The organism is Marinicella gelatinilytica (assembly GCF_026410405.1).
Lineage (GTDB): Bacteria > Pseudomonadota > Gammaproteobacteria > Xanthomonadales > Marinicellaceae > Marinicella > Marinicella gelatinilytica.
This window is the reverse complement of record NZ_JAPMLN010000023.1, coordinates 1-26,148: the sequence shown is the minus strand read 5'-3', so window position 1 is coordinate 26,148 and position 26,148 is coordinate 1. Positions and strand designations below refer to the sequence as shown.

Here is a 26,148-nt window from a genome sequence, read left to right as displayed (position 1 = left end):
ATAGAACACGTAATGGATTGCCTGAATAACAGACCACGGAAAACAAGAGGCGGGAAATCTCCGAATGAATTATTTATGGGGCAGCAAGTCGATTTACTTGCTGCATGATTAAATTGCACTTATTACTTGAATTCAAGTTTGCTTGCTTTTTTAGCATCGTGACTTTTACTCATAAATATCTCCTCAGATATCAATAGAACAAAACCCGGTTATTCTCACAATTAAGAATTTGCCCCGGATTTGTACATTATTTTACCTCATAAATGAATCTTTAATGCAATATAATTAGTCATCAACCATCAAAATTAATTGGCTTTTTCAGTCCCCTGATGAAACACCAACTGCCAGGTATTATGCGCAAACTGCCAAACAGAAGTTCTTAATGTTACATGACTTTTGGCATTGTCTTGATTTTGCTGATAAGAAACATAAGTCACCAAAACAACCGTGTCTGATAAATGCTTAAACTGAAAGTTTTCACTGTGGATTTGAGGGAAATTACCTTTATCGATACAACTCTCAACAACATCTGTTTTATCATAGACCTGACCTGATCGACCAAACTCAATAAAATCGTCATGCAACAAAGCCCTAACTTTTTCTTGATCAGGCTTTGTCTTGAGCTGATGTAATTCACATTCCCGGGCTTGTAAAAGCTGATTGACTTTATCTTGCTTCATTGGCAAAAGGTCTGGAAATTAATTTGTGCTTGTTCATAACCCTGAGCAGCGGCCAGTTCAGTCATTTCACAGGCTTTTTTAAAATCTTGTTGAACACCGGTACCACTGGCATACAATTCACCTAAATAATACTGCGCCAAGCGATAACCTGCTTCAGCGGATTTTTTATACCATTCTACTGCCTGTGCTAAATCCTTATTGACACCCTCACCCAAATAATATTTATTGGCCAGTAAATACATGGCGCGTTTTCGTCCTTGCTCCGCTGCCATTTTCAGAAAGCGAACAGATTGTTCAAGGTTCTGTTCGATCTCCTCACCATCCTGGTACAAAATCCCCAGGCGTTCTTGCGCATAAGCTTCACCCAATAATGCCATCGCCGTATAAATCTTAACGGCTGATTTAATATTTTTACTGACCACTTCACCTTGTTCCAAATATCGAGCGACCCACAAGGCAGAGGGTCGATATCTTAATTTGGTCGCGTGAACGTACAATTTAAATGCCGCCAACTCATTTTTTTTAACATATTGACCTTCCCTTAAATAAGTGGCCAGCAAATGAATGGCTTTACGGTGCTTAAGTTTTACCGCCTCTTTCAAAAACATCAAGCCTTCCGGAATGTTTTGGTTAAGTACCTCACCGGCAATGTATTTTTTAGCCAAATTATATTTTGCTGTGGCGCTCCCTTGTTCTGATGCCAGGTGATAAAGATCATTCGATTTTGCAATATTTCTGATCACACCTTGGCCTCGAAAGTACATCACGGCTAAATCATTGGTGGCACCGCTTATACCCGCATCACTGGCAATTTGGTACCATAATACCGCTTTCTTCCACCCGGCCTGAGTATTCATTTTGTCATTATATACGGCTAATTTATACGCCGCTTTAGCATCTCCATTATTGGCCAAGGCAGTCAATTCTGTGACCTGTTCCGGATTAAGCTTCATGGCCATTAGTCCATGAGAACTCAACAAGAGCAACAAAAGTATCGTTTTAATTATCTTAGACATACCTATATTGATTTGGATTTTTTGATGGGGTTAAAACAATCAAGATGTCGTTTTAAAAACCGAGAACTAAGACTGTTTTTTAATTTCTTATTTATACTATACTAAAGCAGTTGCATAAAGAATTTTAATTAAAGGAGATAATATGAAAGTATACAAATATATCAGCCTATTGGGGTTAAGTTTTTCAGCCATGACTGTCAGCGCCAATAAATGGAATGGTTGCTATGCGGGTATACATGCCGGCACAGCAGAAGTTGATAATCGATTTGTCACCACTTATTTTGCTGAGGAAGAATATAATGATGATTTAGGTTCTGTTGAGGGTGATGGTGAATTTTTTGGGGTACAAGCAGGGTGCCGGATGCAATTCAATAACAACTGGCTGATAGGAGCACGTATCAGCGCCAGCCACGGTGACACCCATGCCAAACATTTATACATTAATGGTACCGGGCCCACAAATTTTGTCTCCTATCAATCTGATGATTTAATCACACTCACCGGCCAACTTGGCTTTTTAATCAGCGATAAATCTTTGCTTTACATGAACCTGGGCTTTGGACAGATTGAAATGCTCATCGAAGATACTGATCCGAATTATCAACGCCCTATTTATTTCCAACACAAAAAAACACAACGTGATTTATTACTTGGCGTTGGTTATGAATACCGTTTTAATCGCCATTGGTCACTGTTCGCCGAATACAATCAGATTGATTTTGGCACCGACCGAGGTGTGGTTTTAAACGACTTATCCGACTGGGAAATCCACGATTACACGGCAGATATTAGCCACGACATGGACTATTTTAAACTGGCTGTGAATTTTAGCTTTTAAAACACTTATCCAATATAAAACCAGGCTATCAAGATTTTTAGTAGCCTGGTTTTTCAATTAATAAGTACTTATACAACCCCCTGTAGAAAGCCTGAAAAGACATGTTTTAATTCCGACAAAACCTCATTTAAACGATGGCCACCGGCAAATACATGATAATCCGCCTGGTGCTGTTGCGCCAGTCGCAGACTGTTTTCATAGGGCACAATATCATCACCCCAGGCATGGACAATACAGATTTTCGGTAGCTCAGCAGAAAAATCCTGACGTTCGTAACCCGGTAAATAAACCGCCGGCACCATAAGAAACAGACCCTTCACAGACTGTTTTATGGTTTTACCTTTTTCGGCCAATTCACAGGCCGCAGCGACACTGACATAACCACCCATGCTTGAGCCCACCAAAATAATGTCATCATCACAGGCACTGATACGAGCCACCAAGCGTTCAACCCGCTGATCCGGATGATCGGGCAAATCGCGGTAATCAACCGATTCATAGGAACAACCCAAATCTGTCGCTAAAGCCGCTAACGCCCGAATCTTGCCACCTTCGGGACCACTTTCTTTACCATGTGAGAATATAATATGCATACAAATTTATCCATTCAATGGGGAGACGTTGAATCAATCTTCATCTGACACCATGGTGACAGTTTCAATGTCTCGGTTTTCGATATAGCTGCCATGCTTAGCCGGGCCCGGACGATATCGCCACAAGGCTAAACTACCATAAAATATAGTCAATACGGCTAACTTAACAAGTTCTGAGAACACTTCAGGTAGTCGGGCACCCATCTGATTGAGTTTAACAACCGCATTAATTCCGGCTGTACTGGGCAGTAATTGTGCAGCGTAAACCAATATATCCGGTGTGGCTTCTACCGGCCAGGATAAGTTAGACAAAAAGAACAGCGGCAAGGACGTAATAGTAATTAGCTGAAAGGCACGTTCACGGGTGCGAAAAAAACTACCACAAAATAACGCAAATGCCACCACCGAAGAAATAAACAAGGCACCTGCTAATAATAAACCTGACAGATTACCGGCCCGCGGATAATCCTGAAACCAAAATATTAAACCACTGAAATACAGTAAACTAATCATTCCAATCATTGAGAATGCACTGGCAATTCCAAAAAAACCCGGACGGGATAAGCGTAGTTTGCCGTACCGTTCTCGCCGTGTAGCGGCCATAACGGCCACCCCGATGAGCAAGCTTTGTTGAACAATTAAGGCCGCTACACCGGGTACAATACTGCTACCATAACCTTCAACTGTATTGAATAAAGGCCGCTCAATCAATCGCAACGGTGGGCTCGCCGGTATCCCCATAAATTGAGCTTGTTGCAATGCCACTTCCTGACCAAAAGCCGTAATCGCCAAAGCAGCACCTTGCATCGCTATACTGGCACGGCCCAACACGGCACCATTACCGAATAAAGCCAATTGACCCTGAACACCGCGTAAAATATCTCGTTCGAAACCTGCAGGTATAGATAACACCGCTTCAGCTTCACCGGCTTCCACCACCCCGCGCGCAGCAGGCATCGACTCGACAATCCCGACCAAATGTATCGCCTGCACCGCATCAAGCTTACGTATTAATTCACGACTCATTGAACTGTGATCCAGGTTGACCACCACCAGTGGTAAATCCCTGGCCACCTGATGCTGATAGGCTGCCGGGTAGAAAAATGAATACAACACCAGCGCCCCGACTAAGCTTAACATCGCCACACGGTCTGTGGCGATGGCACGCATGGTCTCACCAAAAGAGAGGCTAAAACGATTCACCGTCGCCCCCAGGCCGCCGGATCACGTGCTGCATAACCCAATAACCAAACACCAACTATCCCGGCCACCAGTACAAACAGCAGCATAGTGGCCAGCGGCCATATCGACACAGTCAGCGTTGAACCCATATCCAATTGTTGCTTCTGTAGTTTTAAATAGGCAGTATACGGCAATAAATCACTCCAAAGACGGGTAAACCAAGGCGCACCTTGTAACGGAAACGTTGCGCCTGAAAACGCCAGTGAAGTACCGGCATATAATCCGGCCATGGACAGTGCTGAAACCATATTGCGTGAAACGGCCACAAACAACAGTGCGATTGCGGCATACGCCAGATACATCAGTGCCTGCCCCAATACCAGCCAGATAAAGCCACCGGCCACGCCTTGGCCATTTAAAGCGATCAACCACAGCAGGCCAAGCACACCATACACAGTGAACAACAAAAAATACGGAACAGTTTTACCCAATATCGCCGGTACTAATCGATCATCGCTATCGCGCAACCAATGGCGAATGCTGGCATCACGTAACTCACGACCAAAAGCCCCCACCATGGCCACACACATGGCCATATGTAAAATAGCAGGAAACAGTAAACCTAACAGAAAGTGCTCATAACTGCGACCGGGGTTAAATAACACCGTTGACTGCACGCTAATAGGCGCCGCACGGACATTCGCGGGACCACGACTTAAGGCAACTTCGGTAATCGCCAATTTTTCAGACACTGCTTGCACAGCCGCATCAACATCACGCGCCACCGCCTGCCCGGCCACCTGGTAACTGGCATTAAAATAACTCACCATACTGGCACTGCCGGTGCGCTGAATATCCCGTTCGGTTCCGCCAGGAATCAAAACAACACCATAAACCTGCAATGCACGCGCCAGCGAAAATGCTGATTGTAGCGATTCAGGTTGCGCAGCCACCGTCAATCCCGGCGATGCCTGTAAGTGACGAACCACATCACGACTTGTGGTACTCTGATCCAAATCGACCACCGCAATGGGCAATTCTCGTGGTACAGCGCTGCTGAACAACCAAGCCATAACAATCATTAATAAACATGGAATCCAGGTCGCCAATGCGAGGTCCCAGGGACTGTTGCGCAAAAACCGAATTTCACGGCGTGCCGATGCCCGTAGTGCCCGCATCGACATGCCGCTGCTCACTGTGCCACTTGGTTAGCAGGTGGCCATGCAAACAGCACACTCATACCCGGTCGAAAACCATCAATTGCTTGTCTCGGACGTGCCCGAACCTCAAAACTCTTGACATCATAACCACTGGATTGGCGCGTTGATCGCCAGGTGGCGAAGTCTCCAGCCGGACTAATGTAATAAACCTCGAACGAGATGGCTTCTAAATTCAATGCAGGTATATCACCTTTAATCTGTTGGCCGACTCGGATGCCGTTAAACTGATCCTCACGCAGGTTTAGTGAAACCCACATCTGATCAATATCAAGCAAGCGAAAAACCGGATACCCCGCCGGAACCAGTTCACCAATATCAACCAACCGTTGACTCACTTCGGCGGCAATCGGAGCCCGACCCTTAATTTCATCTTCAGCAGCACGAACCTCAGCCACGGCACCTTCTGCTTGTCGCACCTGCGCTTGTGTGGCCGCCTTATCTTCCTGGCGAGCACCGGCCAAAGCAAGGTCGTATTGAGCCCTTGCGGCAACCGTCAGTTCCTTGGAACTACGGTACTGTGTCAGTGCCTCGTCACGTTTCTGCCGGCTCATGACGCCCTCATTGTAAAGATTTTCAATCCGAAGATAAGTCGATTGGGACAATTCTGCGCCGGCAACAGCGCGTCGCCAGTTGGCTTCTGCTGCGAGGATTTCATCTTTACGTGCACCCTTCTCAGCTTTCCCTGCTTGCGAGCGAGCGACATCCAGTACGGCTGTTGCCTGCGTCAACTTGGCTGCGACTTCAGGGCTGTCCAGTTCAAATAACAGCTGTCCCGCTGCTACCCGATCGCCTTCACGCACCAGCAATTTTGATACACGCGCGCTGATTTTGGTCGAAACATTAATGCCGTCAGCGTCGGCCATAGCTTGCACGACATCTGCCGTTGGTCTGAATGCCAACCACAAACCGGCGGTGATAACCGCCAGGCCGATAATCAAAACCACAACAGCCAACCACCAACGTGTTCGGGTCGGTGGCGAAATTTGTTCTGTCACTGTCTGCTTGTTATTTGTTTGGTTCATTGTGTTAGCACCTTGTCCGCTTGATGGATATAATCCTGGTAATTGTTAAGCTGACCGCTCATTTCCAATAAGCGCGCCAGTGTCACATCGTATTCATAAGCCGCTTGGGCACGCTCTACCAATGCGCCTCCAAGTTGCAGGCGTGCATCAATGACATCTAATGAAGTGACCTGACCTTCACGGAATGACAATTCTTGCAAACGCAGACTTTCCCGTGCCAGCTCAATTGAGCTGTTTAACAACAGGAACTGTTGCCGTGCTGACTCAAGATCATTGTAGGTTTTACCTACACCAATGTTAATTTGATTATGCGCCTCTTGCAGGCCTGCCTCGGCCTGAAACTGTTGTTCTAAAGCCGCTGCAATTTGTTGATTGCGATTTTTGCCCGAGAGTAAAGTATATTTTACGCCGATACCAAACGCCCAGTCAGAATCAGTTATTAAGGCATCATCTCGATATAGATCATATTGTCCGAACGCATACAGCTGTGGTTTAAGTTTGGCTTTTTGTACCTTAACCCCTTCACCGGCCTGCTGGCTTAATGCTTTCAAACGACGAATTTGTGGATGTTGCGCGCGTGCTGACTGCAGAAATTTGTCCAGTGATCCGAGCGAGGTGGTGAGAACAAACAAAGGTGTTGTGGTGTCAATCGGTCGATCACTACGCAACAGCTGTGCCAAAGAAGCGCTGATGGTATCCAAATCGTTGCGAGCCCGCTGGTATTCGCGCTCAGCCTGATCCCGGGCCACCTCAGCCTGTAATCGTTGTGCCTTAGTGGCAAATCCTGTGCGCTCCAGTTGATCGGTATTATCCACATGCTGCTGCAAGCCATCTCGGACATCACGTCGCACAGCCAGAGCCTGTTTAGCCAATTGTTGGCCAAAATACAGCTGTACTAACTGCAGAAGCTGGGATTGTGATTGCAAATCCCGCTCAGCCGTTGCCTGGCGTACCGCAGCCGACGCTGCCGACTGTGCCGCCGGAATTTGACCGCCACTGTAAATGGGTAGCACAGTCGTCAGAATAGGACGCGTGCGCCAATCTCGTTCCTGGAACTCAAGTGGGCTGGCGATATCGAATGCACCGGCAACCGGTGCCAGTGAACCCAACGGCAAAGACAGGGATTTCTGAAACTCCATACGTCGCACATCCACTGATATGTCCGGTAATCGCAATGACTTGGTGGCATCAGACAGCGCAACCTTACTACGGACATTGGCTTCAGCAGCCGCCAATGCATCCGATTTACGCACCAATGTCGCGCGGGCTTGGTCAAAGCTTAGTGGTTCAGAAACACTGTTTTGTGCCGATACAGCGCTAACAAACATCATGCCAAGCAAATAAGCAAGTGATTCAAACACCCTAAATTTTAGACAATTCAACCTAATCACCATCAAATAAAAATGGGCTTATAAATGCCCACCTGTTCACGCAATGTTGCCGTGAATTAAATGTCTATAAAAACCGATTGACGATCTGTCAAATACAATCAACATAGCTCCCCCATTGCATATAAATTAGCGGAGAAAACAGAACCTATCAGGCATCACTTAATAGGTTCTGTTTCTTAAAAAAATTACTTCTGGCTCGGTCTTGGCGCCCATTTGTCATAGGGTGTCATGTCAAAGCCATTGACTTCATCCATACTCAACCCCAGCGCTTTGGCCACACCTTCACCGTATTCAGGATCGGCTTGGTAGCAGTGTCGGATATGCCGAATTTGAATAAACTTCTCCGCGCCGCCAATATTAGCGGCCGTATTATTAAACAATACATCGGCTTTGCCATCGGCTTTGATGATGCGGTATAAATCGCCCGGTTGGGTGAAATAATCCTCATCATCGTCTCTGAAATTATGGGCATAGGCATCACCACTTAATTCAAGTGGCGGTTCTTTGGCGTCGGGTTGTTCTTGCCATTCGCCATAACTGTTGGGTTCATAATGCTTGGTGCCGCCATAATTACCGTCAACCCGCATGGCACCATCTCGGTGATAGGCATGGTAAGGACAAGTGGGCTTATTAACCGGAATCTGATAATGATTCACACCCAGTCGATAACGCTGGGCATCGCCATAAGAAAACAGCCTGCCTTGCAGCATTTTATCCGGTGAAAAACCAATGCCCGGCACAATGTTAGTTGGATTGAACGCCGCTTGTTCAACATCCTGGAAATAGTTTTCCGGGTTTTTATTGAGTTCGAATTCACCTACGGGAATTAATGGAAAATCTTTTTTTGACCAGACTTTGGTTAAATCAAAAGGATGGAAACGATAGGTTTTTGCTTCTTCTTCAGTCATCACTTGAATAAACATTGTCCACTTCGGAAAATCCTTATTTTCGATGGCCTCAAATAAATCCCGTTGTGATGATTCCCGATCCATACCAATAACTTTGGCCGCTTCCTCATCAGACAGGTTTTTAATGCCCTGTTGCGTGACAAAATGAAACTTCACCCAATGCCTGACATTGTCTTTATTAATCAAGCTGTATGTGTGACTGCCAAAGCCGTGCATATTTCTGTAGCCTGTCGGCAGACCACGATCGCTCATTAAGATGGTGAGCTGATGCAAGGCTTCCGGCAACAAGGTCCAGAAATCCCAGTTATTATTGGCATCTCTCATATTGGTTTTGGGGTCACGTTTGACTGCGTGGTTTAAGTCCGGAAACTTCATCGGATCACGAAAGAAAAACACCGGCGTGTTATTACCCACCAAATCCCAGATACCTTCATCGGTATAAAACTTCAGGGCAAACCCCCGAATATCGCGCTCCGCGTCCGCCGCTCCGCGTTCACCGGCCACAGTTGAAAATCGCGCAAACATATCTGTTTTTTGCCCAACTTGGCTAAAAATTTGGGCCTTAGTGTACTGACTGATATCATGAGTCACTGTAAAGGTACCAAAAGCACCTGAACCCTTGGCATGCATTCGTCTTTCCGGAATCACTTCACGGTCAAAGTTGGCCATTTTTTCTAAAAACCAGGCATCCTGCATCAGCATTGGCCCGCGTGGACCGGCCGTTTGGGCATTCTGGTTATCGCCAACCGGTGCACCGGTTTGTCGGGTGAGTTTTGGTTTTTTATCTTTCATGGTATCTCCTTGGTAAATTATTAATTCAGTATACCAAATCGGCGCACCTTTAATTAGTAATTCACGTACAATAACAGATCGAATCTAATTCAATTCCTGCATAATCTCGGCGAATAATTCATAAGAGCGAATCCGGTCATTGACATCATACAAATGTGTCACAGCAATCAATTCATCGGCCTGGGTTTCATCAAGAAAGGCATTAACTTGTGCTTTGACCGTGGCTTTACTGCCGATAAAAGAATATTTGAGCATTTGTTTTATCTGTGGATTTTGTAGAATTTCCCGCAACTCATCAGTCAGCTCTGTTGGTGGCTGCACATAATCACGCTTACCGGTAAAAATACCCACAACCATGCGGATAAGTGACGTGAATAAGCGTTCAGCCTGCGCATCGGTATCGGCGACAATAATATTAACACCCGCCATCACATAGGGTTTCTTTAAGGCTCTGGAGGGTTGAAATTCCCGGTGATAAATCTGCAAAGCGTCACTTAAATGCGCCGGTGCAAAGTGACTGGCAAAGGCATACGGCAAACCTTTGCTGGCGGCCAAATGGGCACTGTCCGTACTGGAACCCAAAATATAGATGGGTACGTCAACACCCTCTGCTAAATGAACACGGACATTTGAGTTAGCATTATCGGTGGAAAAATAGCGTTCTATCTTGGCGATTTCATCCGGAAACGACCGTGCCGCATTGATAAAATCAGAACGGATGGCGAGCATGGTTTCGCGATCAGTCCCGGGCGCCCTGCCAAATCCCAAATCAATGCGATTAGGATACAAAGCCGCCAGTGTCGCAAATTGCTCAGCAACAATTAGTGGCGAATGATTGGGCAACATAACACCACCCGAACCAACCCGAATCGTTTCGGTACCGCCCGCCACATAGCCAATCAACACCGAGGTGGCACTGCTGCCGATATTAGCCGAATTATGGTGCTCCGCCAGCCAGAAGCGTTTATAGCCAAAGCCTTCAGCTTGTTGCGCCAGTTTTAAAACATTGGTAAAAGTGTGTTGATAACTCTGGCCTTTAGAAACCAAAGCCAGTTCTAAGATGGAATAGTCTGTCTTGTTAGTTGTCATGCTTATTAATTTTTAAAATTCAATTGTTACGCCGCCATAATAGTTTCTACCGGGCGCGGGATTAAAGTAACGGTTTCCAAAGGCATTGATGTCATTGCCTAAGCTGTATTCTTCATTCAGTACATTATCCACGCCGGCGAACAGTTGCATATCGAATGACGAAGAAATATTTAAGTCCCAGGTGCCTTTCATTTGCAATAAGTGGTATTTATCTGAGTAAACAGTGTTGGAGTCATTCAAAGGGATTTTCGACATAAAATTATGCGAAATATTTAAACCGATTTGCTTTGGAAACACAAAGGATAAGGTGTTAGACCAGACCCAGTCAGGAACAGCGGTGACATGGTTGCCGGAATAATCATTGTTATTGACCTGGTAATGACCAAAGCGGTAATGGTTGTATGATACCGCCGATTGCACACGCAAGGATTGAATCCATCCATCATAGCTCGATGGCAACAGATAAGCCCAAATAGCCGCTTCAATGCCTTTTTGTTTAATCTCAGCGGCATTAACAAAATACTCCGCACCTGCTTCATTTAACTGGCGGACGATGCCATTATCCATGTTGTATTTGTAGATACTCAGGTCAGTGATAAAGCGTCTGTTGGCGGTTTCCCAACGTAAACCCACTTCGTAATTAATACCGGTTTCGGCTTCTAATTCTGTATTGATGGTGTTGTCAGAAGAACGCACTTCAGCAATGGTCGGCGGGGAAAAGCCTTTAGATACCGACGCCCGAACCGCTAAAGAATCTGACAACCGATAAGACGTGGCCACCCTGGGCATAAAAATACTGCCGAAAGAAATGTCACCGTCAGGATCAGGTGTCTCAGGAAAATGAGACTGGTAATTCATGTCCGCTTGGTTTAAGCCCAGGGACGCTTCCAGGGTCCAGCGGTCATACAGATTCACCATGGCCCGATAAAAGACACTGCTTTGGGTATTATCCAAATCATCCCTGGCTTGTAAAGCGGCCGGCTTCCCCTGGTTATTGTCGTAATTAACAATATCGTTCCAACCTTTCTGCCCTTCAAATCCAAATTGCATTTGCCATTGTATGTTGTCGTTAACCCGGTCTTGGTAAGAAAAATACGTGCGCATGCCCAGGTTTTGTTCTTGCCTGAATTCGTAATTGGTAATAAACGGATTTTCAAAATCGGTGTCTGAACCGAACAAGCTGATACTATGGGTCAGCTTGTCGTTAATACGGGCTTCGTGAGCCACGCCTGCGAAAAATGTTTTATTGTAAATCCCCGCTTGTTGTTCTTCAGCAGATGGCGTAAAAGCGGTGGCAGGTCGCGACATTCTTGGATTTTCCTGCCGTTGCGCTTCGGTCAGACCACCGGGCGTCTGATAATGTAAATCCGAATATAAGGCCAATAAACGTAATTCTTTGTGTTCTGAATAACGCCATTTATGTGCTGTTTGATAGGTTTTTTTATCTAAAGAAGAATGGTCTCGATAGCCATCGGAACGGGTCAACGACTGATCAAAGGAGAACGAATAGTCATTATCAAGGCTGCGCTGTACCGAAAACTGCTCTTGTTGCAAGCCAAACGAGCCTGCACTTAGTAACAGTGAGCCCTGATTTTGAAAGACATCAAAGCCCTTCGGCTGAATACGGATAACGCCACCGGAATTAGCACCATACAGCGAGCCATCCGGGCCTTTTAAGACATGAATGGAATCGATAGATGCTGGGTCGATTAAATTAAGATAAGTATTACCGCCGGCATCGGTCAGTGAAAACTCATCCATATACATTTTGACGTTACGAATACCAAATGGCGAACGAATTAGACTGCCACGCATGGCCAAGCGATAACTGCCCGGCGAACGTTGTTCCATGCGAATGCCCGGCACGGCATTCAGTGCCGGTAACAAGGTGGTGGTTTGCTGGGCTTCAATTTGTTCTGCTGTGATGGATTGCGCCGAAGCGGTTAAACCCAAAACCGATTGCTTGTTGAAATGCGCAATAATCTCCATCGGTTCGAGTTCAACGACTTTTTGCTCAGTGTCATCATTCTCTTTATTGGCAGAATCACTGCCTGTTGTTTGACCATATACAATGGTAGAACTTAAACAACAGGCAAGCACAAGCCACGTCAACAGACGCGTCATCCACGATTCTTCGTTAGGCATGATGATGGCATGCAAAATAAAAAAGTCACTTATTTTTTATCAATTTTATATAAATTCCCGGCATCAGTGACCGTGTACAAAGCACCCTCTTTGCCCTGCTGGATATCTCTAAAGCGCTCACCTTTATCAGCCAATAAACGTTCTTCACCCACCACTTTATTATCTTTAATCACAAGTCTGGCGATATGACTGCTATTCAATCCACCAATAAACAGGTTATGCTCCCATTCAGGGATATTAGTGCCTGTATAGAAAGTCATGCCACTGGGTGAAAGCACCGGATCCCAGTAATAAACAGGTTGCTCCATACCGTCTTTTTGCTGAATAACCGGATCACCAATGGCGGCACCCATATATTCAATGCCGTAAGTAATGACCGGCCAACCGTAGTTATTGCCCGGTTTAATTAAATTCAACTCATCACCACCGCGCGGCCCAAACTCATTACTCCATAGCTCGCCCGTGACCGGATGAAAATCCAGACCTTGTGGATTACGGTGTCCATAACTGTATATTTCTGGCAAGGCATCGGCTTGACCAATAAACGGATTATCCGACACCGGTTCGCCATCGGTGGTGATATGAATAATTGTACCAAGTGATGATTGTAAATCCTGGGCTTTGACTCGTATCCCCTTATCAGAACGCTCACCGTTACTGACGAACAAATCACCTTTCTCATCAAACACCACACGCCCGCCATAATGCAGTTTGCCGTCATAAGTCGGGGTGGCACGATAAATCACTTGTGCATTTTCAATACGCGCTTCATCATCAGACAAGCGGCCTTTCGCCACCGCCGTATGATTACCGCCCTTCACACGTTCAGCAAAAGTCCAATAAACCATCCGATTCGATGCAAACTCAGGTGCTAAGGCCAGTCCCAACAAACCACCCTGCCCCCTGTCATCCACTTCAGGAAGCCCGGTAATGGCCTCACTTAATTGGCCGTTGGCAGGATCCACTATTCGCATTGTGCCGACTTTTTCTGTAATCAGCAACCGACCATCAGGAAGCACTGCAATCCCCCAGGGCATAGTTAATTCCTCAGTCAGCAATTGCACCTCATAAGGTGTGTCGGTTACAACGCCTGCAACCCGGGTCTGCCCGGCAAAAGCCGGCTTATAATCAGTATTGGCATCTCTGGTTTCAACCGGTGGCAAAGTCTCCGCAGATGTTTTGCTTTCAGAAGATGCTTCAGCCTCGACCGCTGCATTTGTCTCGGTCTGCACCGACGTTTTATTGGCAGAAGAGTTACCGCCATTGCAAGCCATAAGTATGGTTGCGAAAAGTACTGTGATTAGACTATTTTTCATAATTATTTGATCCGTTGAAGTGAGTTTAATTAATCACTGAAAGCCGTTGAACATCCCTGACAACAAGGCCTTCAGCAAACCTGACAATCAATGATTAGCATACCACAGCAATGAATCTTTATAAAATCTTAATGAAATGAATGCAGGGCAATTGTAGAGACAAGATACACCTTGTCTCAAGCTTTTTAATTAGCTTGATACCTACGCCAAGCGATCAACAAAGTACCGGTGATAAACATAGTCAATGAATAAATGGCGGCCGGAATGGCAATCGCCGGCTGGTGCAGAATTGTGGTGGCGACTAAAATTGCCAACGTACCATTTTGAATACCAACCTCAATACTAATGGTGGTACTTTGTCGAGCATTGAGCTGAAAGATTATGGCGATGATAAAACCTGAAATCATCGCGAATACATTCAAACTGAGGACCACCAAGCCGGTGGTTGCAAAGCCCGTTTTAACCACTTCGGTTTGTTGAAATATAATCGCCATCACCAAAAAAGCTAAAAATGCCGCAGAAAACACATTAACTTTAGTTTCTTGCTTATCGGCAAAGCCCGGATACTTTTTGCGCACCAGCATACCCAGACTAACCGGTATCAAGGTGATAACGATCAAGGTAATGATGGTCTTCCCGACCGGCAATTGAATGTCTTGATCCGCCGCCAAAAAGTACACCATGCTCAGTCCGACTAGAAATGGAATGGAAATAACCGTTATTAAACTACTGATGGCCGTTAGACTGATGGATAATGCGGTATCGCCTTTGGCCAAATGACTGATTAAATTCGACGTGCTGCCACCCGGACAGGCTGCAATCAGCATCACACCGACAGCAATCATCGGCGGTGCATTAAATAATTTCACTAAGGTAAAAGCAATCAGCGGCAATACAATAATCTGTCCCACTAAGCCCAATATCACCGCTTTAGGAAACAGCACTACGTTTTTAAAATCATCGATTACCAAAGACATGCCCATGCCAAGCATAATAATAAACAACGACAACGGCAATAAAACATCCGTCAGTATACTGTTTTCCAAGACAGCACCTTCAATTTAACAATCATCTATTGTAGCCAACTTCGACCAGAACAATCGAAACTATCAACGAAAAATTAAATCCACCATGTTTTTACTCAGATAATTGGAAACTTTTTAAAGATAAGAGGTTTTTAAAACAAGTTAGTACGGTGAATAACCCGGCTAATCACCGAACTTTTTGCAGTGATTAGTTTAACCGTCCTAATTAGCATTGTTTTTTAATTGACTGACCTTATCGTAAAGCTCCTGAGTTAATGTCAAAAGTTCTTTTAAGAGCGTTTTATCAATATCCAAAAGACCCTCATACTCAGCCAGATTCCTTTTTTTATGACACTTATCCAAAACACGCCATTGCGCATTTGAAAAACCAACCGTATGTTGTAAACACTGAAATACCAGATAACGGCTATCGGAACGATAACCATGCCAGCGCAAAGCTGCCAGCGAAAAGGTGTGAGCAGCGCCGTAAGACAGTAAAAACTGGCTATCCATGGATAAACCATCCAGTTTGGCATCCTGTAATTTATTGTTTGCGGCTTTAATCATTCCTTGAAATTCAGTCAGATTAAAAGGTTCTATATGTAGATGGCCGGTTTTGACTAAATTATCTAAGGAAAGCTGCTGAGCAGCTTGACCCGCCGAGCCGGTTGGTGAGCGAGAAGCGAATCAGAGGCGAAGAGCGCGAGGTCAAATGCTATGTCTGCCGTGGTCGCTTTCAAATTAGTCTGGAACAAATTTGAATGAAGACCCAAAGACATTCCTTTATATCCATAAATCTTAAGCAGCAAAATTCTGTTTAAACTGTTCCTCGCCCTTTATCCATAGAATATCTTGAGATAGCACGCGCGTGATAAAGTTTTGATTGTTTTTAATCCGCTTTTGAAATTCATTGGGACTATAAATGGTGGGGTTGATAGGCCGCCCCAATTGTTGTTCGGCATCAGCTAAAGTTTCCATTAACAGTGTATAGCTTAAATCTTCAGCAATAACCATCAGGTCAATATCGCTACCAGCATGTTCACTGCCTTTGGCGACAGATCCATAAATAAAAGCATACGTAACATCAGGTAAAATATCTTGTAACGCCGACTCAATATTTCCTACTACGCCAAAAGTTTTTTTAACAATGCCTTGTAATTCATGAAAAATTGGATTATCAGAATTGGCCTGATAATGCATCTGATTACCCTGTTTACGGACAGTCAATAAACCAGAAGCCGAAAGCTTATCTAATTCACGACGGACTGTTCCTTTCCCCATATCGGCCAACTTGACGATCTCGTTTAAATAAAAACTTTTTTCGGTTTGTCCATACAACAACCCCAAAACCTTCTGCTGTGTTTTGGTAAATAAAGCTTCACCCATCGTTAATTGATTCATTTTCATATCAGACCCAATATGGGCACTATAAGTCCCTTTCTGGGACTTTTCAAGTTTAAAAATTGTTTATTTGCAGGATTTACGAATTAATCGAAGCAATGGCTTCTTAGTAGTGTGTCGCTGGATTTTCTTATTTTCGAAAGTTTACTGAGTTTTCCTGGGCTCTAAGTCAATTTCCTTACTTAAATCCGGATAAGGGTTGTAATACTTGAGTTGTGTACCATCTTCCATTTGCCAAACCATGGTCTCCTCTTCAATGCTTAAAATCTCAATAATCAGTAAGCCATTAAGCACACCGTTTTGTTTAAAGAATATGGTTTTGTCTTCAATACAATAATCTCCTGTTAGTCTTTTATCAGACAAACGAATTTCGCCGGTCTTATCGCCAAAAACAGCACCAATATACTCTGCTTTTCTCTCCGGCTTGGAAAACCATGTTTGCTGAAACAAGCCATCCTTAAATCCCCTTGAGTTAGTACACTCAAGCTGATTACTGCCACATGAAACCAATAGCAGCGAAGCCACGATTAAGACAAAAAAGCCCATTATTTTTATGTAATTTAGATTCATGGTTTTGTCTTATTTAAAATCAAATGTTTGTCTCATTATTGAATCATTTCTTAAAAAAAACATAACTCAGGATTTAGTAGGATGGGCTCCGCCCATCAAAACCTAATAATAATCCTTCAGCTCAGTAAAATCACACCAATTAATATCATAATACCCATTCTCCACAAACCGTTTAAATGATAAATACGGCCATTCACTGGGTTTGTCAACTAATCCATGTTTGACCGGATTATAGTGAATATAGTCAGTTAAATGATTTAATTCTGACTCATCACGAATGGTGTGTTCATAAAACCGCCTTTGCCATACACCACTTTCCTTTTTCTTGGTTTTACTCTTTGAAACCTCGGTTGATAGTAACGCTCTTAAATCACGGGGCAAACTTTTTGTGAAATTTATTTTTATCAGAGAAACTATTTTCGGATAATCGCTTATGTGTTGGGGTTTTATAATCATGTGAAAATGCTCCGGCATGACCGCAATGGCATGAAGCTCAAATTGAATTTGGGTTTTAACCATTTTTAAGGCCAACTTAAATTCAGCCATATAATCTATCAAGATTTTCCGTTTTCGGTTATTGATAGCCACCGTGATAAATACACAGCTGTTTTCAATAAAAATTCTTCTAAAATTTGGCATGTATAGATTTTATCACAGTGCCTTATTTATTTTGTAGGATGGGCTCTGCCCATCAAACCGCCCAATTTTGGCAAACTACCATAATCAAGTGATGGGCGGAGCCCATCCTACATTTTATAGAAAATCACCCACCCATCCCACTCACAAAAGTATCCACATAATGTGTGACTTTTTGGATCAGGCGTTCGGCGGTGGTGGCGCGTTCTTTGAGTTTGGGGCGGGTTTTCATCATGTTGATGACGTCTTCGCGCATGGGTTCGCGGTTGGTGTATAGGAAGTCGCCGATGACGGATTCGAGTTTCTCGGGATCGAGTTGTTCGGTTTCTGAGAATAGTTTAATGGCGCGTTGTTTTTCGGTTTCCCAGAAGGCGTCGAATTCATCGGGGACTGATTCGGCGTCGGCGATTAATGGCAGGTGTTTATTGATGAATTTTTCGATCAGTTCGCGTTTACTGCGCAGTTCGACTTCGCTCATCATGGCGTTCATGATGTGGTCTTTTTGTTTTTTCTGTTCCGCTTCCGGCACATCTTTCAGGTCTTTCAGTAAATTAACGATATAGACCACGTTAATTTCATCGCGATGAATCAGTTCCAGTTCAAAATCAAGATCATCGAGAATCGAGACCTTTTCTTTTTCGCTGTGGCGGTGGACTTTATCGTATAAATCCAGGTATTTGCTTTTGTAATCTTCAAATTCCTGGGCATCCATGTCCAAGTCATCGAAGCTAAAGTCGGTGAAGCTGGTGAGCACGTTTTTAATGCGCATCAGCGCCCGAAAGGCTTTCACGAAGGCGAATTCATCTTCTTCCGTTTGTAAGTCATTAACGCTATCCACTGTCGGCGCTAAGCTTAATAACAGCGTGTAAGCGAGGCCGAATTTCTCCAGATAATCTTCATAGGGAGGAATAATGATGTCATCTTTATTATCCAAGCTGGAGAATAAGCGGATGGCATCATCGGTGGCGCCTTTGAGGTTACGAAAGCAGACAATATTGCCCTGTGATTTCAGCTCATTGTAAATTCGGTTGGTTCTGGAAAAGGCTTGAATGAGGCCGTGGAATTTAAGGTTTTTATCCACGTACAGGGTATTTAAGGGCTTACTGTCGAAACCGGTGAGGAACATATTCACCACTAGTAGAATATCGATTTGTTTGGCTTTGACCCGCTTGGCGATATCGGTGTAGTAATTATAAAACGATTTGGAATCTTTGGTGGTGAAATTGGTACTGAATTGTTGGTTGTATTCGCCAATAAAATGTTCCAGATGATCACGGCTGTGGCTTAAATAAGCCCCGCCCTGCTCGGCCGCTTGTAACACCTGATAGTCAACATCGGTGGCGCCTAAACCTTGGGCGCCCTGATCTTCTTCATTGGCCTGATAGGAAAAAATGGTGGCCAGCTTTAAATTATGCTCGCCGTTGGCTTTCTTATCGAGGAACAGCTGAAAATACTGAATCAGGGTTTCAATGCTTGAGACGCAGAATACCGCCGTGAAGGAATTATTATGGGTTTTCCTGGCGTGGTTCTGAATGATGTAATCGGTGACTAAGTTCAGGCGTTCAGGGGCATTAAAGACCTCTTCTTCATTGATATCTTCAACTTTAATATCATTAGCTTTAATGTCATCGACATTCTGCTTTTGTTTAAAAGTATTAATGTACTCAATGGAGAACTTTAAAACATTACCATCACGGATGGCATCGGTAATCACATATTTATGCAGGCAGTCGCCGAATAGCATGGCGGTGGTGCGTTTACCGAGGTCGTTTTTAATGGCGTTTTCAGCGAAGATTGGCGTGCCGGTAAAACCAAACATCTGACAGGCCTGAAAGAAATCTTTAATCCGACCATGGGTATCACCGAACTGACTGCGGTGGCATTCATCGAAAATAAACACCACTTTCTTATCTTGTAAATGCGCCAGCTTGTTTAAAAATTTAGTTTTAGAAATAGCATTATTGAGTTTTTGAATGGTGGTGACGATAAGACCGGTGTCATCGGCCAGCTGCTGCACCAGGGTGCCGGTATTTTCAGTGGCATCAATACTGCCTTTCGAAAAATTATTAAACTCCTTACTGGTTTGATAATCCAGGTCCTTGCGATCCACCACAAACACCACTTTATGCACCGCCGGAATCTTAGTGAGTAATTGCGCGGTTTTAAATGATGTCAGGGTTTTACCCGAACCGGTGGTGTGCCAGATATAACCGTAATGGTTGGAAGTTTTCACCCGCTCAACTATCGCCTCAGTGGCGTAATACTGATATGGCCTGAGCACCATCAGCATCTTCTCGGTTTCATTCAGGACAATATACTGCGTAATCATTTTCGCCAGATGCACAGGATTTAAAAAAGCCGTTGCAAAAGCCGTTAAATCCGTGATCGGCCGGTTATCCTCACTGCTCCAGTAAAAGGTCTGCTTATACGACCGTGACGGAATGGCATTATTAGCGAAATACTTGGTATTCACGCCATTACTAATCACAAACAACTGCACAAACTGAAACAGACCATGCCCTGACCAGTAAGAATGTTTCTCATAGCGATTGATCTGATTAAACGCCTCCTTCAGTTCCAGGCCACGACGCTTTAACTCAATCTGCACCAGTGGTAAGCCATTCACCAAAATCGTCACATCATAGCGGTTCTGATAGCGACCCGCCATCCGCACCTGTTGGGTTACCTGACAGACATTGCGCTCCAGGTGAATCCCATCCAGTAACTGCACCGTCCGCGTTTCACCCTCACCATCCACATAGGTCACCCGGTCACGCAGAATTTTAGCGCGGTTAAAGACACTGCCTTTATTAATGTTATTGAGGATTTGCCTGAATGCATGGTCGCTTAAACTGACATCGTTCAGACGTTCCAGTTGAACCTTAAAATTAGCCACCAGCGCCTTATCATCGGTCACAGCAACACGCGCGTAACCAAGACCAACCAGTTGTTTAATCAGCTTATCTTCGAGGACTTGTTCGGATTGGGTGGTCAAGCTTATTTACCTTTAAACAGTCGAATATATTCGATAAACAAATAAATTTTGCCTCTTTTTTCACCGGTTATTTCTTTTAGTATGCCTCGCTGCTCCATTTCTTCCACAATTTTATAAGCTGTTACCATAGATACATTAACCAGGTCACCGATGGTTTGCGCATTAATGAGTGGCTTTTTATACAATGAATCTAATACTTTCATTATTTGGCCACTTCGTTTACTTTTTTCATTAACTTCATTTTCAATTCGGGCTTTTAGCAATAGAATTCTATCAAATGTATCAACACCTTTTTTTGCAGTCTCAATAACGCCGGTAAGGAAAAATTTAAACCATTGTTTGATGTCATCATGTATTCTGACACGCATTAAGTTGTCATAGTATAAATCACGATAACGCTCAAAAAAATCAGACAGATACAAAACAGGCTGTTTCAAGATACCTTTTTCAACCAGATACAATGTAATCAACAATCGTCCGACGCGACCATTACCATCTAAGAAAGGATGAATGGTTTCGAACTGATAATGCATGATGGCAACTTTTAATAAATCCGGTAAATAATGTGCATCAGAATGCACAAAATTTTCCAGATCACCCATTAATTCGCTGATGGACGAGCTCACCGGTGGTACAAAGGTTGCATCATTTAAAGTCGCCCCACCAATCCAATTTTGTGACCGCCTGAACTCACCCGGTAATTTATGCTTACCTCTGACGCCTTGTAACAAAGTTTCATGGGTTTGTTTAATCAAGCGGGTGGAAAAAGGAACGTTTTCTAAAGACTCAATGGCATGCGTCATTGCCAGAATATAATTATTGACCTCCTCCCAATCATCACGCTTTTCAATATCCACATCCTCACGAGATAACAAAGCGTCCTCAATATTCGTTTGTGTGCCCTCTATTTTGCTGCTTTGGGTGGCTTCCTTCAGGACGTGCATGCTGATAAACATATCAACATTAGGTGCATGTTCAGAAAACATGTCCAATCGCCCTATTTGACGGTCTGCCTGAGATAACAGTTTTTGAACCTCCATGTCATCAATCAGCCATTGACGATTAATTAATTCAGGTTGAAAGCTTTTATAATCCTTTTGTTTAATCCAATGTCCCGCTTTAAATTGTTTCATAAATTTTAACCAAAACTTTATCCTATTTTAGATTTTAGCCTTTTACTTAAATACAAGCCACCCTTATTTTAGATTTTGGTCGTTTTTTAAAATAGGAGCCAGTCTTATTTCACTTTTTGTGCAATTTATTAAATAGTGGTTTGCTATATTTAGGATAATCATACAAACCTCGAATGACACGACGTATTCACTGCTATTTAACCAATCGGCTTAGCGCTTGGTCTATGGCAGCATTTCTAAATCTACAAAATCATTTTTTGAAAACGCCCAACCCCTACCGTCTCCATAAACTCTACTTATTACTTTGTATTAAGTTGTTTGCATTTCTTAATAGCACTACATTCTGTCAGAAAATGTATAGTTTTTTTCTGACAAATCAAAATACATAAACATCTTCAACAATGCCAAAAACTTGAAAACATTATTTCGTGGCGCCATCATTGCAATAGACGGGTAAGTCCTCTTATGTGCTTCAAATGTTCCCATCCATCGGTTGGCGAGAGTTTGAAGATTATCGACATAACAGGGGCCGTCTTTTTTTTGCTTGGTTCTCAATTCAAGTATTCTGTTTCAATTTAATTTGTTAGGTAGTTAATGAGCCTTTGACTTTAGGACAAACAAATCAAATTATTATATCCAATATGACCGGCGCCTCTTCACTTCTGTGTACGCGTCGGTTCTCTATTTTTAACCTTAAAATCCTTTTCTTTTTTTGTTGCCATACCTGATAGTTTTTACTCAATCATTCAATAATAACTGATTTACCCAATAATTTCCCTTATAAAAATGCCTTGTCCCACGTCCCGGGACTTGAGACATTATGCTTGATGATTGAAAGCAATTTAAACCGAGTATCGTAGGATGGGCTCTGCCCATCAATAACTACTGAACCCTTTAAATTGAATATTGTGTGCGACACTCATTCTACTTAACCAACTCCATAAAAGCCCGTTGCGGAAAGATAGCCTCTTTTCGACCCTTCACACTACACGGCCTTTCAGAAAACCACACATTCTGACGGTAGCCCAATAAATCCCTAACCTCAACGCCATGTAAATGCCATTTCAACTCCTGTATCATTTGATTCATTGATCCCTGAACCGAACGATTGATGTCAGTATCGAACTGCAAACGATGAATTAACCCATGCACTTTGTCCATTATCTCATCGTCAAACCACAGCTTTAAGACGGTGTTCATTAAGGCATCCTGAAAAAAATAATCCAAATTACTTAAGTCAGCTTTCTTAATATTCGGAATAAACAAAGGAAACCGCGTTGCATCATGCAATAGAAACAAACATGGACTGCGCTGAATGGTGAAATAATGACCATGCCAATGATTTAAAGGCGTTATGCCCTCTTCAGGAACATGCCCAACAACTGATGAGGGTTTCGCCCCGGTAGGTCGTACCATTCCTTTTTCATCGAGTTTTAAAGCCTCGAAAAGTTTTTTGGTGCAGTGGATTTTTATCATAAAATTGGATTTGACTAAGTTATTTTCATTAAATTTTAAACACTAATAGTTTAAAAGGTACTGACCCTTTTATTCTTTTTTGGCTTGATTTTTCAGGCTGGTTTGGTGTTTGTTGTGGTTGGTACTTCAACTTTTAGATGCAATCCAAGACCACTGATGACCTGGGTGAAACTCGATAGTTTAGGGTTCCCGGATTCTGAAAGCATTTTGTACATGCTTTCACGGCCAAGATTTGATCGTGCTGCCAATCCGGCAATACCACCTTCCTGAGCTTCAGCGATGTTTCTAAGCGCCATAAGCACAATACTTGGTGTACCATCCTCCAAAGCTTCGCTCAAATATTCAGCAGCAACCTCTGGATCTTTCAGTATTTCATTGTGTGTTTGTCTTACATTACGTGTCATTTTTTTCTCCGCTTATGATCTTTCCAATAAGCCTTAGCTTTTTTGATCTTAAAGGGTACTGACCCCTTTAGTTAGCATTTTTTATAAAAATTAACCAAATCAACAATAATTACCGTCCAATATGGCCGGAATATCAATCAAATAAACCGCTTAAATCATCTGATGATGTGCCTCTCGCAAATTTTGTTAGGTTTAAAAAACTTTAATGAGTACTGACCCCCTTTATCCATTAACTAACTATTATATTTTAAATTTTTCATTAATAATTTCTTTTGCGCATTCGTACTGCCAATTCATATTCAATCTTTTTCCACTTTTGCCTAACTTTGTAAATTTTTCTGATTTTATTTGGTCAAAATTTGGCATTTTATCTGAGTTATATACTATAACTTTTTTACTTGAAAGATGATTAGTTAACTTAACAAATAAACGCTGATAGCTTTTGCCACCTAAAAATATTATTTCGTCATTATTATTGCTATCAATAAAATTGAAGTCATTAAAATAATCTAATACTTTCCTTTTTTTGTACTTATCCTTTTTTTTAGTACTTGAAAAAGTTATGTCGTAATCAGGTAACAGGTAGTCAGCATTAACAAGCCCCCAACCAGCAGATAAGATATAAACATTTTCAATGCCAAATTTATCAACAAGGCCTTTATAAGCAGCTGGTTTGTATAATTCATAAGCTTTTAAAAACTTCAAAGGGTTTTCTTTATATTGAGTTTTGTTGTAAGTGATCAACTTATCTCTCCATGAAATACCATCCGAATCTAAACCATCAGGCTTTTGAAAATTAAACTTTTCATTAGATTGACATAGCTCAGGCTGGGCAACAAATTTAACTAATTTACCTACTTTATCAACAAATGAACCACATGGGTTCTTGGTGCCAGCACATTGTATAACGATTTTTTTCATGTTTTTTATGTCCTGAATTGTTCTACATAATTTCCAAAAACAGATATAAAATCATTATCGTATTTTTTATCAACGTGAATTTGATTCCATAAACCTGAATTAAAAACCTTTTCTCTGCTTGAATTAAGTCCGAGCCAAGCATTAGACGGAGTATCCAAAGGAGTTTTCCCATAATTACTAATCAAAGCAATGGCATTTCTTTCAAAGTAATCTCTTAGACTCGTTGGGCCTGCTTTATCATTAACCGGAAGACAAACAAAAGGCATTTGCCCAATATAATTAGTAACCTTTCTTTCAAGTTCGATTTCTGAATCTCTTATTTCTTTTGTACCTGAACTCCCTATTGACCAGGTTGGAAAATTAAGTTGCTCTTTGTGGATAAGTGCATCGCCTATCAAAAGCCTGAAAATAGATCCTCGGTGATTACCGCCATTTGTTTTTGCTACACCTTTATGCTGAGACAATCTCTTCCATAACGTGGATTTGGAGCCTGCTTTTAAAGCATGTGTACCGATACGTGTCACTCTACTTCCACCACCTGAGTCACCTCTAAGTTCACCATTCTCAAAAAAGAAATAAACACCTCTTTGTGGCCAATCCATAAATCCATTTGAATCAAAAAGCTGATATAGACCTTGCGACTCCTTTAAATCATTAAGGATAGTATAAAACTGAATCAAATCATCTTTTCTTTTTTGTATATCCATTGATTAATTAAAATTATCGTAGGATGGGCTCTGCCCATCAAATATTAATGGTAATATTTAAACTAAATATTGAGATGGGCGGAGCCTATCCTACCTGACTAAATCACCAAAGCTTCTAAATATTTAGTCTGAAAATCAATAAAATTCTGCCCTTTAGATTTCCATTTAAATGCCTGTCCCATATTATGTAATTACTTTATTCTTATTCTGCTTAAAGAGTACTGACCCCTTTATTTTATAAGCACAATTGTAATAGTTTTCATGTGGATATAATTCAAATTTAGTTATGTTGAAATGTATTCTATATTGTTTAAAAAATGTTACAAACTATCAAGAACCAAATACATTATCTTTAAAGGGGTTTGACCTCTTTTATATTTCTTTAGTTTTCTTTAGTTTTCTTTAGTTATTTTTAACTAGTTTTTTATTGTAAAGGGGTACTTACCCCTTTATTTTTTAAATCGACTTCGATATCTCTATTAGCTTATTTTTTATTCTTTTATACGAATTTGGTAGGTTTTTTATTTCTAAGTCAGAAAGCACTTTTAATATATCCTCAATTCGGATAATAAGTGCAATTTCCTGAGGAGGTCGGTTAACTGGTATAGTTACTGATTTTTCTCACCAAAAGGAAAATGCAATATGAGCTATAAACAGTTAACCGAAACAGAACGATATCAGATTTACA

Annotated in this window: 23 protein-coding genes and 1 pseudogene; 2 read left to right on the top strand and 22 right to left on the bottom strand. The window is 42.5% G+C overall.

Annotated features, from left to right (window positions below):
• A pseudogene (locus tag OS173_RS12825) lies at nt 1–108 on the top strand (IS30 family transposase); the annotation flags it as partial.
• A gap of 197 nt (nt 109–305) precedes the next feature.
• Here OS173_RS12825 and OS173_RS12820 read toward each other — a convergent pair.
• Entirely contained in the window at nt 306–680 is a 375-nt protein-coding gene (locus OS173_RS12820; protein ID WP_267184690.1) for a nuclear transport factor 2 family protein, read from the bottom strand.
• The gene (locus OS173_RS12815; RefSeq protein WP_267184689.1) at nt 677–1,696 is read right to left on the bottom strand and encodes a tetratricopeptide repeat protein; all 1,020 of its coding nucleotides are present in this window, start codon (nt 1,694–1,696) and stop codon (nt 677–679) included. The genes OS173_RS12820 and OS173_RS12815 overlap by 4 nt, the downstream gene beginning before the upstream one ends.
• 142 nt (nt 1,697–1,838) lie before the next feature.
• On the opposite strand from OS173_RS12815, the gene OS173_RS12810 reads away from it, so the two are divergent.
• Entirely contained in the window at nt 1,839–2,534 is a 696-nt protein-coding gene (locus tag OS173_RS12810) for an outer membrane protein (RefSeq protein ID WP_267184688.1), read from the top strand.
• A gap of 68 nt (nt 2,535–2,602) precedes the next feature.
• On the opposite strand, the gene OS173_RS12805 is transcribed toward OS173_RS12810, so the two are convergent.
• The 20 genes from OS173_RS12805 to OS173_RS12710 all read right to left on the bottom strand — a co-directional run bounded on the left by OS173_RS12805 (nt 2,603) and on the right by OS173_RS12710 (nt 25,460).
• Entirely contained in the window at nt 2,603–3,127 is a 525-nt protein-coding gene (locus tag OS173_RS12805; RefSeq protein ID WP_267184687.1) for a YqiA/YcfP family alpha/beta fold hydrolase, read from the bottom strand.
• 33 nt (nt 3,128–3,160) lie between these two features.
• Nucleotides 3,161–4,330, bottom strand: coding sequence for an ABC transporter permease (locus OS173_RS12800; protein ID WP_267184686.1), 1,170 nt, complete (start codon nt 4,328–4,330; stop codon nt 3,161–3,163).
• The gene (locus OS173_RS12795) at nt 4,327–5,493 is read right to left on the bottom strand and encodes an ABC transporter permease (protein WP_267184685.1); all 1,167 of its coding nucleotides are present in this window, start codon (nt 5,491–5,493) and stop codon (nt 4,327–4,329) included. The genes OS173_RS12800 and OS173_RS12795 overlap by 4 nt, the downstream gene beginning before the upstream one ends.
• Nucleotides 5,494–5,501: 8 nt before the next feature.
• Nucleotides 5,502–6,551: an HlyD family secretion protein gene (locus tag OS173_RS12790; RefSeq protein WP_267184684.1), complete on the bottom strand. Its 1,050-nt coding sequence runs from the start codon at nt 6,549–6,551 to the stop codon at nt 5,502–5,504.
• Nucleotides 6,548–7,882: a TolC family protein gene (locus OS173_RS12785; protein WP_267184683.1), complete on the bottom strand. Its 1,335-nt coding sequence runs from the start codon at nt 7,880–7,882 to the stop codon at nt 6,548–6,550. The genes OS173_RS12790 and OS173_RS12785 overlap by 4 nt, the downstream gene beginning before the upstream one ends.
• A gap of 245 nt (nt 7,883–8,127) precedes the next feature.
• Nucleotides 8,128–9,642, bottom strand: coding sequence for a catalase (locus tag OS173_RS12780; RefSeq protein ID WP_267184682.1), 1,515 nt, complete (start codon nt 9,640–9,642; stop codon nt 8,128–8,130).
• Between the two features lie 84 nt (nt 9,643–9,726).
• Nucleotides 9,727–10,731 carry an LLM class flavin-dependent oxidoreductase gene (locus OS173_RS12775; RefSeq protein ID WP_267184681.1) on the bottom strand — a complete coding sequence of 335 codons (1,005 nt, stop codon included), beginning with the start codon at nt 10,729–10,731 and terminating at the stop codon, nt 9,727–9,729.
• Nucleotides 10,732–10,743: 12 nt separating this feature from the next.
• On the bottom strand, nt 10,744–12,876 hold the full coding sequence (locus tag OS173_RS12770; protein WP_267184680.1) for a TonB-dependent receptor: 2,133 nt from the start codon (nt 12,874–12,876) through the stop codon (nt 10,744–10,746).
• 29 nt (nt 12,877–12,905) lie between these two features.
• A complete protein-coding gene (locus OS173_RS12765) occupies nt 12,906–14,192 on the bottom strand; it encodes a PQQ-dependent sugar dehydrogenase (protein ID WP_267184679.1) in 1,287 nt (428 codons plus the stop codon).
• A 185-nt stretch (nt 14,193–14,377) separates the two neighbouring features.
• Nucleotides 14,378–15,238 (bottom strand): bile acid:sodium symporter family protein, encoded by an 861-nt coding sequence (locus OS173_RS12760; RefSeq protein WP_267184678.1) that lies wholly within the window; start codon nt 15,236–15,238, stop codon nt 14,378–14,380.
• A 201-nt stretch (nt 15,239–15,439) separates the two neighbouring features.
• On the bottom strand, nt 15,440–15,784 hold the full coding sequence (locus OS173_RS12755) for a hypothetical protein (protein ID WP_267184677.1): 345 nt from the start codon (nt 15,782–15,784) through the stop codon (nt 15,440–15,442).
• 231 nt (nt 15,785–16,015) lie between these two features.
• A complete protein-coding gene (locus OS173_RS12750) occupies nt 16,016–16,624 on the bottom strand; it encodes a nucleotidyltransferase domain-containing protein (protein WP_267184676.1) in 609 nt (202 codons plus the stop codon).
• A gap of 138 nt (nt 16,625–16,762) precedes the next feature.
• Nucleotides 16,763–17,188, bottom strand: a complete 426-nt coding sequence (locus OS173_RS12745; RefSeq protein ID WP_267184675.1) for a hypothetical protein — start codon at nt 17,186–17,188, stop codon at nt 16,763–16,765.
• Nucleotides 17,189–17,290: 102 nt separating this feature from the next.
• The gene (locus tag OS173_RS12740) at nt 17,291–17,827 is read right to left on the bottom strand and encodes an REP-associated tyrosine transposase (RefSeq protein ID WP_267184674.1); all 537 of its coding nucleotides are present in this window, start codon (nt 17,825–17,827) and stop codon (nt 17,291–17,293) included.
• A gap of 124 nt (nt 17,828–17,951) precedes the next feature.
• Nucleotides 17,952–20,819: a type I restriction endonuclease subunit R gene (locus OS173_RS12735; RefSeq protein WP_267184673.1), complete on the bottom strand. Its 2,868-nt coding sequence runs from the start codon at nt 20,817–20,819 to the stop codon at nt 17,952–17,954.
• A gap of 2 nt (nt 20,820–20,821) precedes the next feature.
• Nucleotides 20,822–21,952: a Fic family protein gene (locus OS173_RS12730; RefSeq protein WP_267184672.1), complete on the bottom strand. Its 1,131-nt coding sequence runs from the start codon at nt 21,950–21,952 to the stop codon at nt 20,822–20,824.
• A gap of 924 nt (nt 21,953–22,876) precedes the next feature.
• On the bottom strand, nt 22,877–23,428 hold the full coding sequence (locus OS173_RS12725) for a DUF6933 domain-containing protein (RefSeq protein ID WP_267184671.1): 552 nt from the start codon (nt 23,426–23,428) through the stop codon (nt 22,877–22,879).
• A 92-nt stretch (nt 23,429–23,520) separates the two neighbouring features.
• Nucleotides 23,521–23,832, bottom strand: a complete 312-nt coding sequence (locus tag OS173_RS12720) for an addiction module antidote protein (RefSeq protein WP_267184670.1) — start codon at nt 23,830–23,832, stop codon at nt 23,521–23,523.
• Nucleotides 23,833–24,072: 240 nt separating this feature from the next.
• Nucleotides 24,073–24,753 (bottom strand): DUF6884 domain-containing protein, encoded by a 681-nt coding sequence (locus OS173_RS12715; RefSeq protein ID WP_267184669.1) that lies wholly within the window; start codon nt 24,751–24,753, stop codon nt 24,073–24,075.
• Between the two features lie 5 nt (nt 24,754–24,758).
• Nucleotides 24,759–25,460, bottom strand: a complete 702-nt coding sequence (locus OS173_RS12710; protein ID WP_267184668.1) for a hypothetical protein — start codon at nt 25,458–25,460, stop codon at nt 24,759–24,761.
• Nucleotides 25,461–26,148 lie beyond the last annotated feature (688 nt).

Coding starts and splice junctions, on each gene's coding strand:
- OS173_RS12710 (WP_267184668.1), bottom strand. CDS start 25,460: ATGGATATACAAAAAAGAAAAGATGATTTGATTCAGTTTTATACTATC.
- OS173_RS12765 (WP_267184679.1), bottom strand. CDS start 14,192: ATGAAAAATAGTCTAATCACAGTACTTTTCGCAACCATACTTATGGCT.
- OS173_RS12785 (WP_267184683.1), bottom strand. CDS start 7,882: ATGATGTTTGTTAGCGCTGTATCGGCACAAAACAGTGTTTCTGAACCA.
- OS173_RS12815 (WP_267184689.1), bottom strand. CDS start 1,696: ATGTCTAAGATAATTAAAACGATACTTTTGTTGCTCTTGTTGAGTTCT.
- OS173_RS12740 (WP_267184674.1), bottom strand. CDS start 17,827: ATGCCAAATTTTAGAAGAATTTTTATTGAAAACAGCTGTGTATTTATC.
- OS173_RS12780 (WP_267184682.1), bottom strand. CDS start 9,642: ATGAAAGATAAAAAACCAAAACTCACCCGACAAACCGGTGCACCGGTT.
- OS173_RS12810 (WP_267184688.1), top strand. CDS start 1,839: ATGAAAGTATACAAATATATCAGCCTATTGGGGTTAAGTTTTTCAGCC.
- OS173_RS12720 (WP_267184670.1), bottom strand. CDS start 23,832: ATGACACGTAATGTAAGACAAACACACAATGAAATACTGAAAGATCCA.
- OS173_RS12725 (WP_267184671.1), bottom strand. CDS start 23,428: ATGATAAAAATCCACTGCACCAAAAAACTTTTCGAGGCTTTAAAACTC.
- OS173_RS12755 (WP_267184677.1), bottom strand. CDS start 15,784: ATGATTAAAGCCGCAAACAATAAATTACAGGATGCCAAACTGGATGGT.
- OS173_RS12745 (WP_267184675.1), bottom strand. CDS start 17,188: ATGAATCTAAATTACATAAAAATAATGGGCTTTTTTGTCTTAATCGTG.
- OS173_RS12770 (WP_267184680.1), bottom strand. CDS start 12,876: ATGCCTAACGAAGAATCGTGGATGACGCGTCTGTTGACGTGGCTTGTG.
- OS173_RS12790 (WP_267184684.1), bottom strand. CDS start 6,551: ATGAACCAAACAAATAACAAGCAGACAGTGACAGAACAAATTTCGCCA.
- OS173_RS12820 (WP_267184690.1), bottom strand. CDS start 680: ATGAAGCAAGATAAAGTCAATCAGCTTTTACAAGCCCGGGAATGTGAA.
- OS173_RS12775 (WP_267184681.1), bottom strand. CDS start 10,731: ATGACAACTAACAAGACAGACTATTCCATCTTAGAACTGGCTTTGGTT.
- OS173_RS12730 (WP_267184672.1), bottom strand. CDS start 21,952: ATGAAACAATTTAAAGCGGGACATTGGATTAAACAAAAGGATTATAAA.
- OS173_RS12750 (WP_267184676.1), bottom strand. CDS start 16,624: ATGAAAATGAATCAATTAACGATGGGTGAAGCTTTATTTACCAAAACA.
- OS173_RS12715 (WP_267184669.1), bottom strand. CDS start 24,753: ATGAAAAAAATCGTTATACAATGTGCTGGCACCAAGAACCCATGTGGT.
- OS173_RS12795 (WP_267184685.1), bottom strand. CDS start 5,493: ATGTCGATGCGGGCACTACGGGCATCGGCACGCCGTGAAATTCGGTTT.
- OS173_RS12805 (WP_267184687.1), bottom strand. CDS start 3,127: ATGCATATTATATTCTCACATGGTAAAGAAAGTGGTCCCGAAGGTGGC.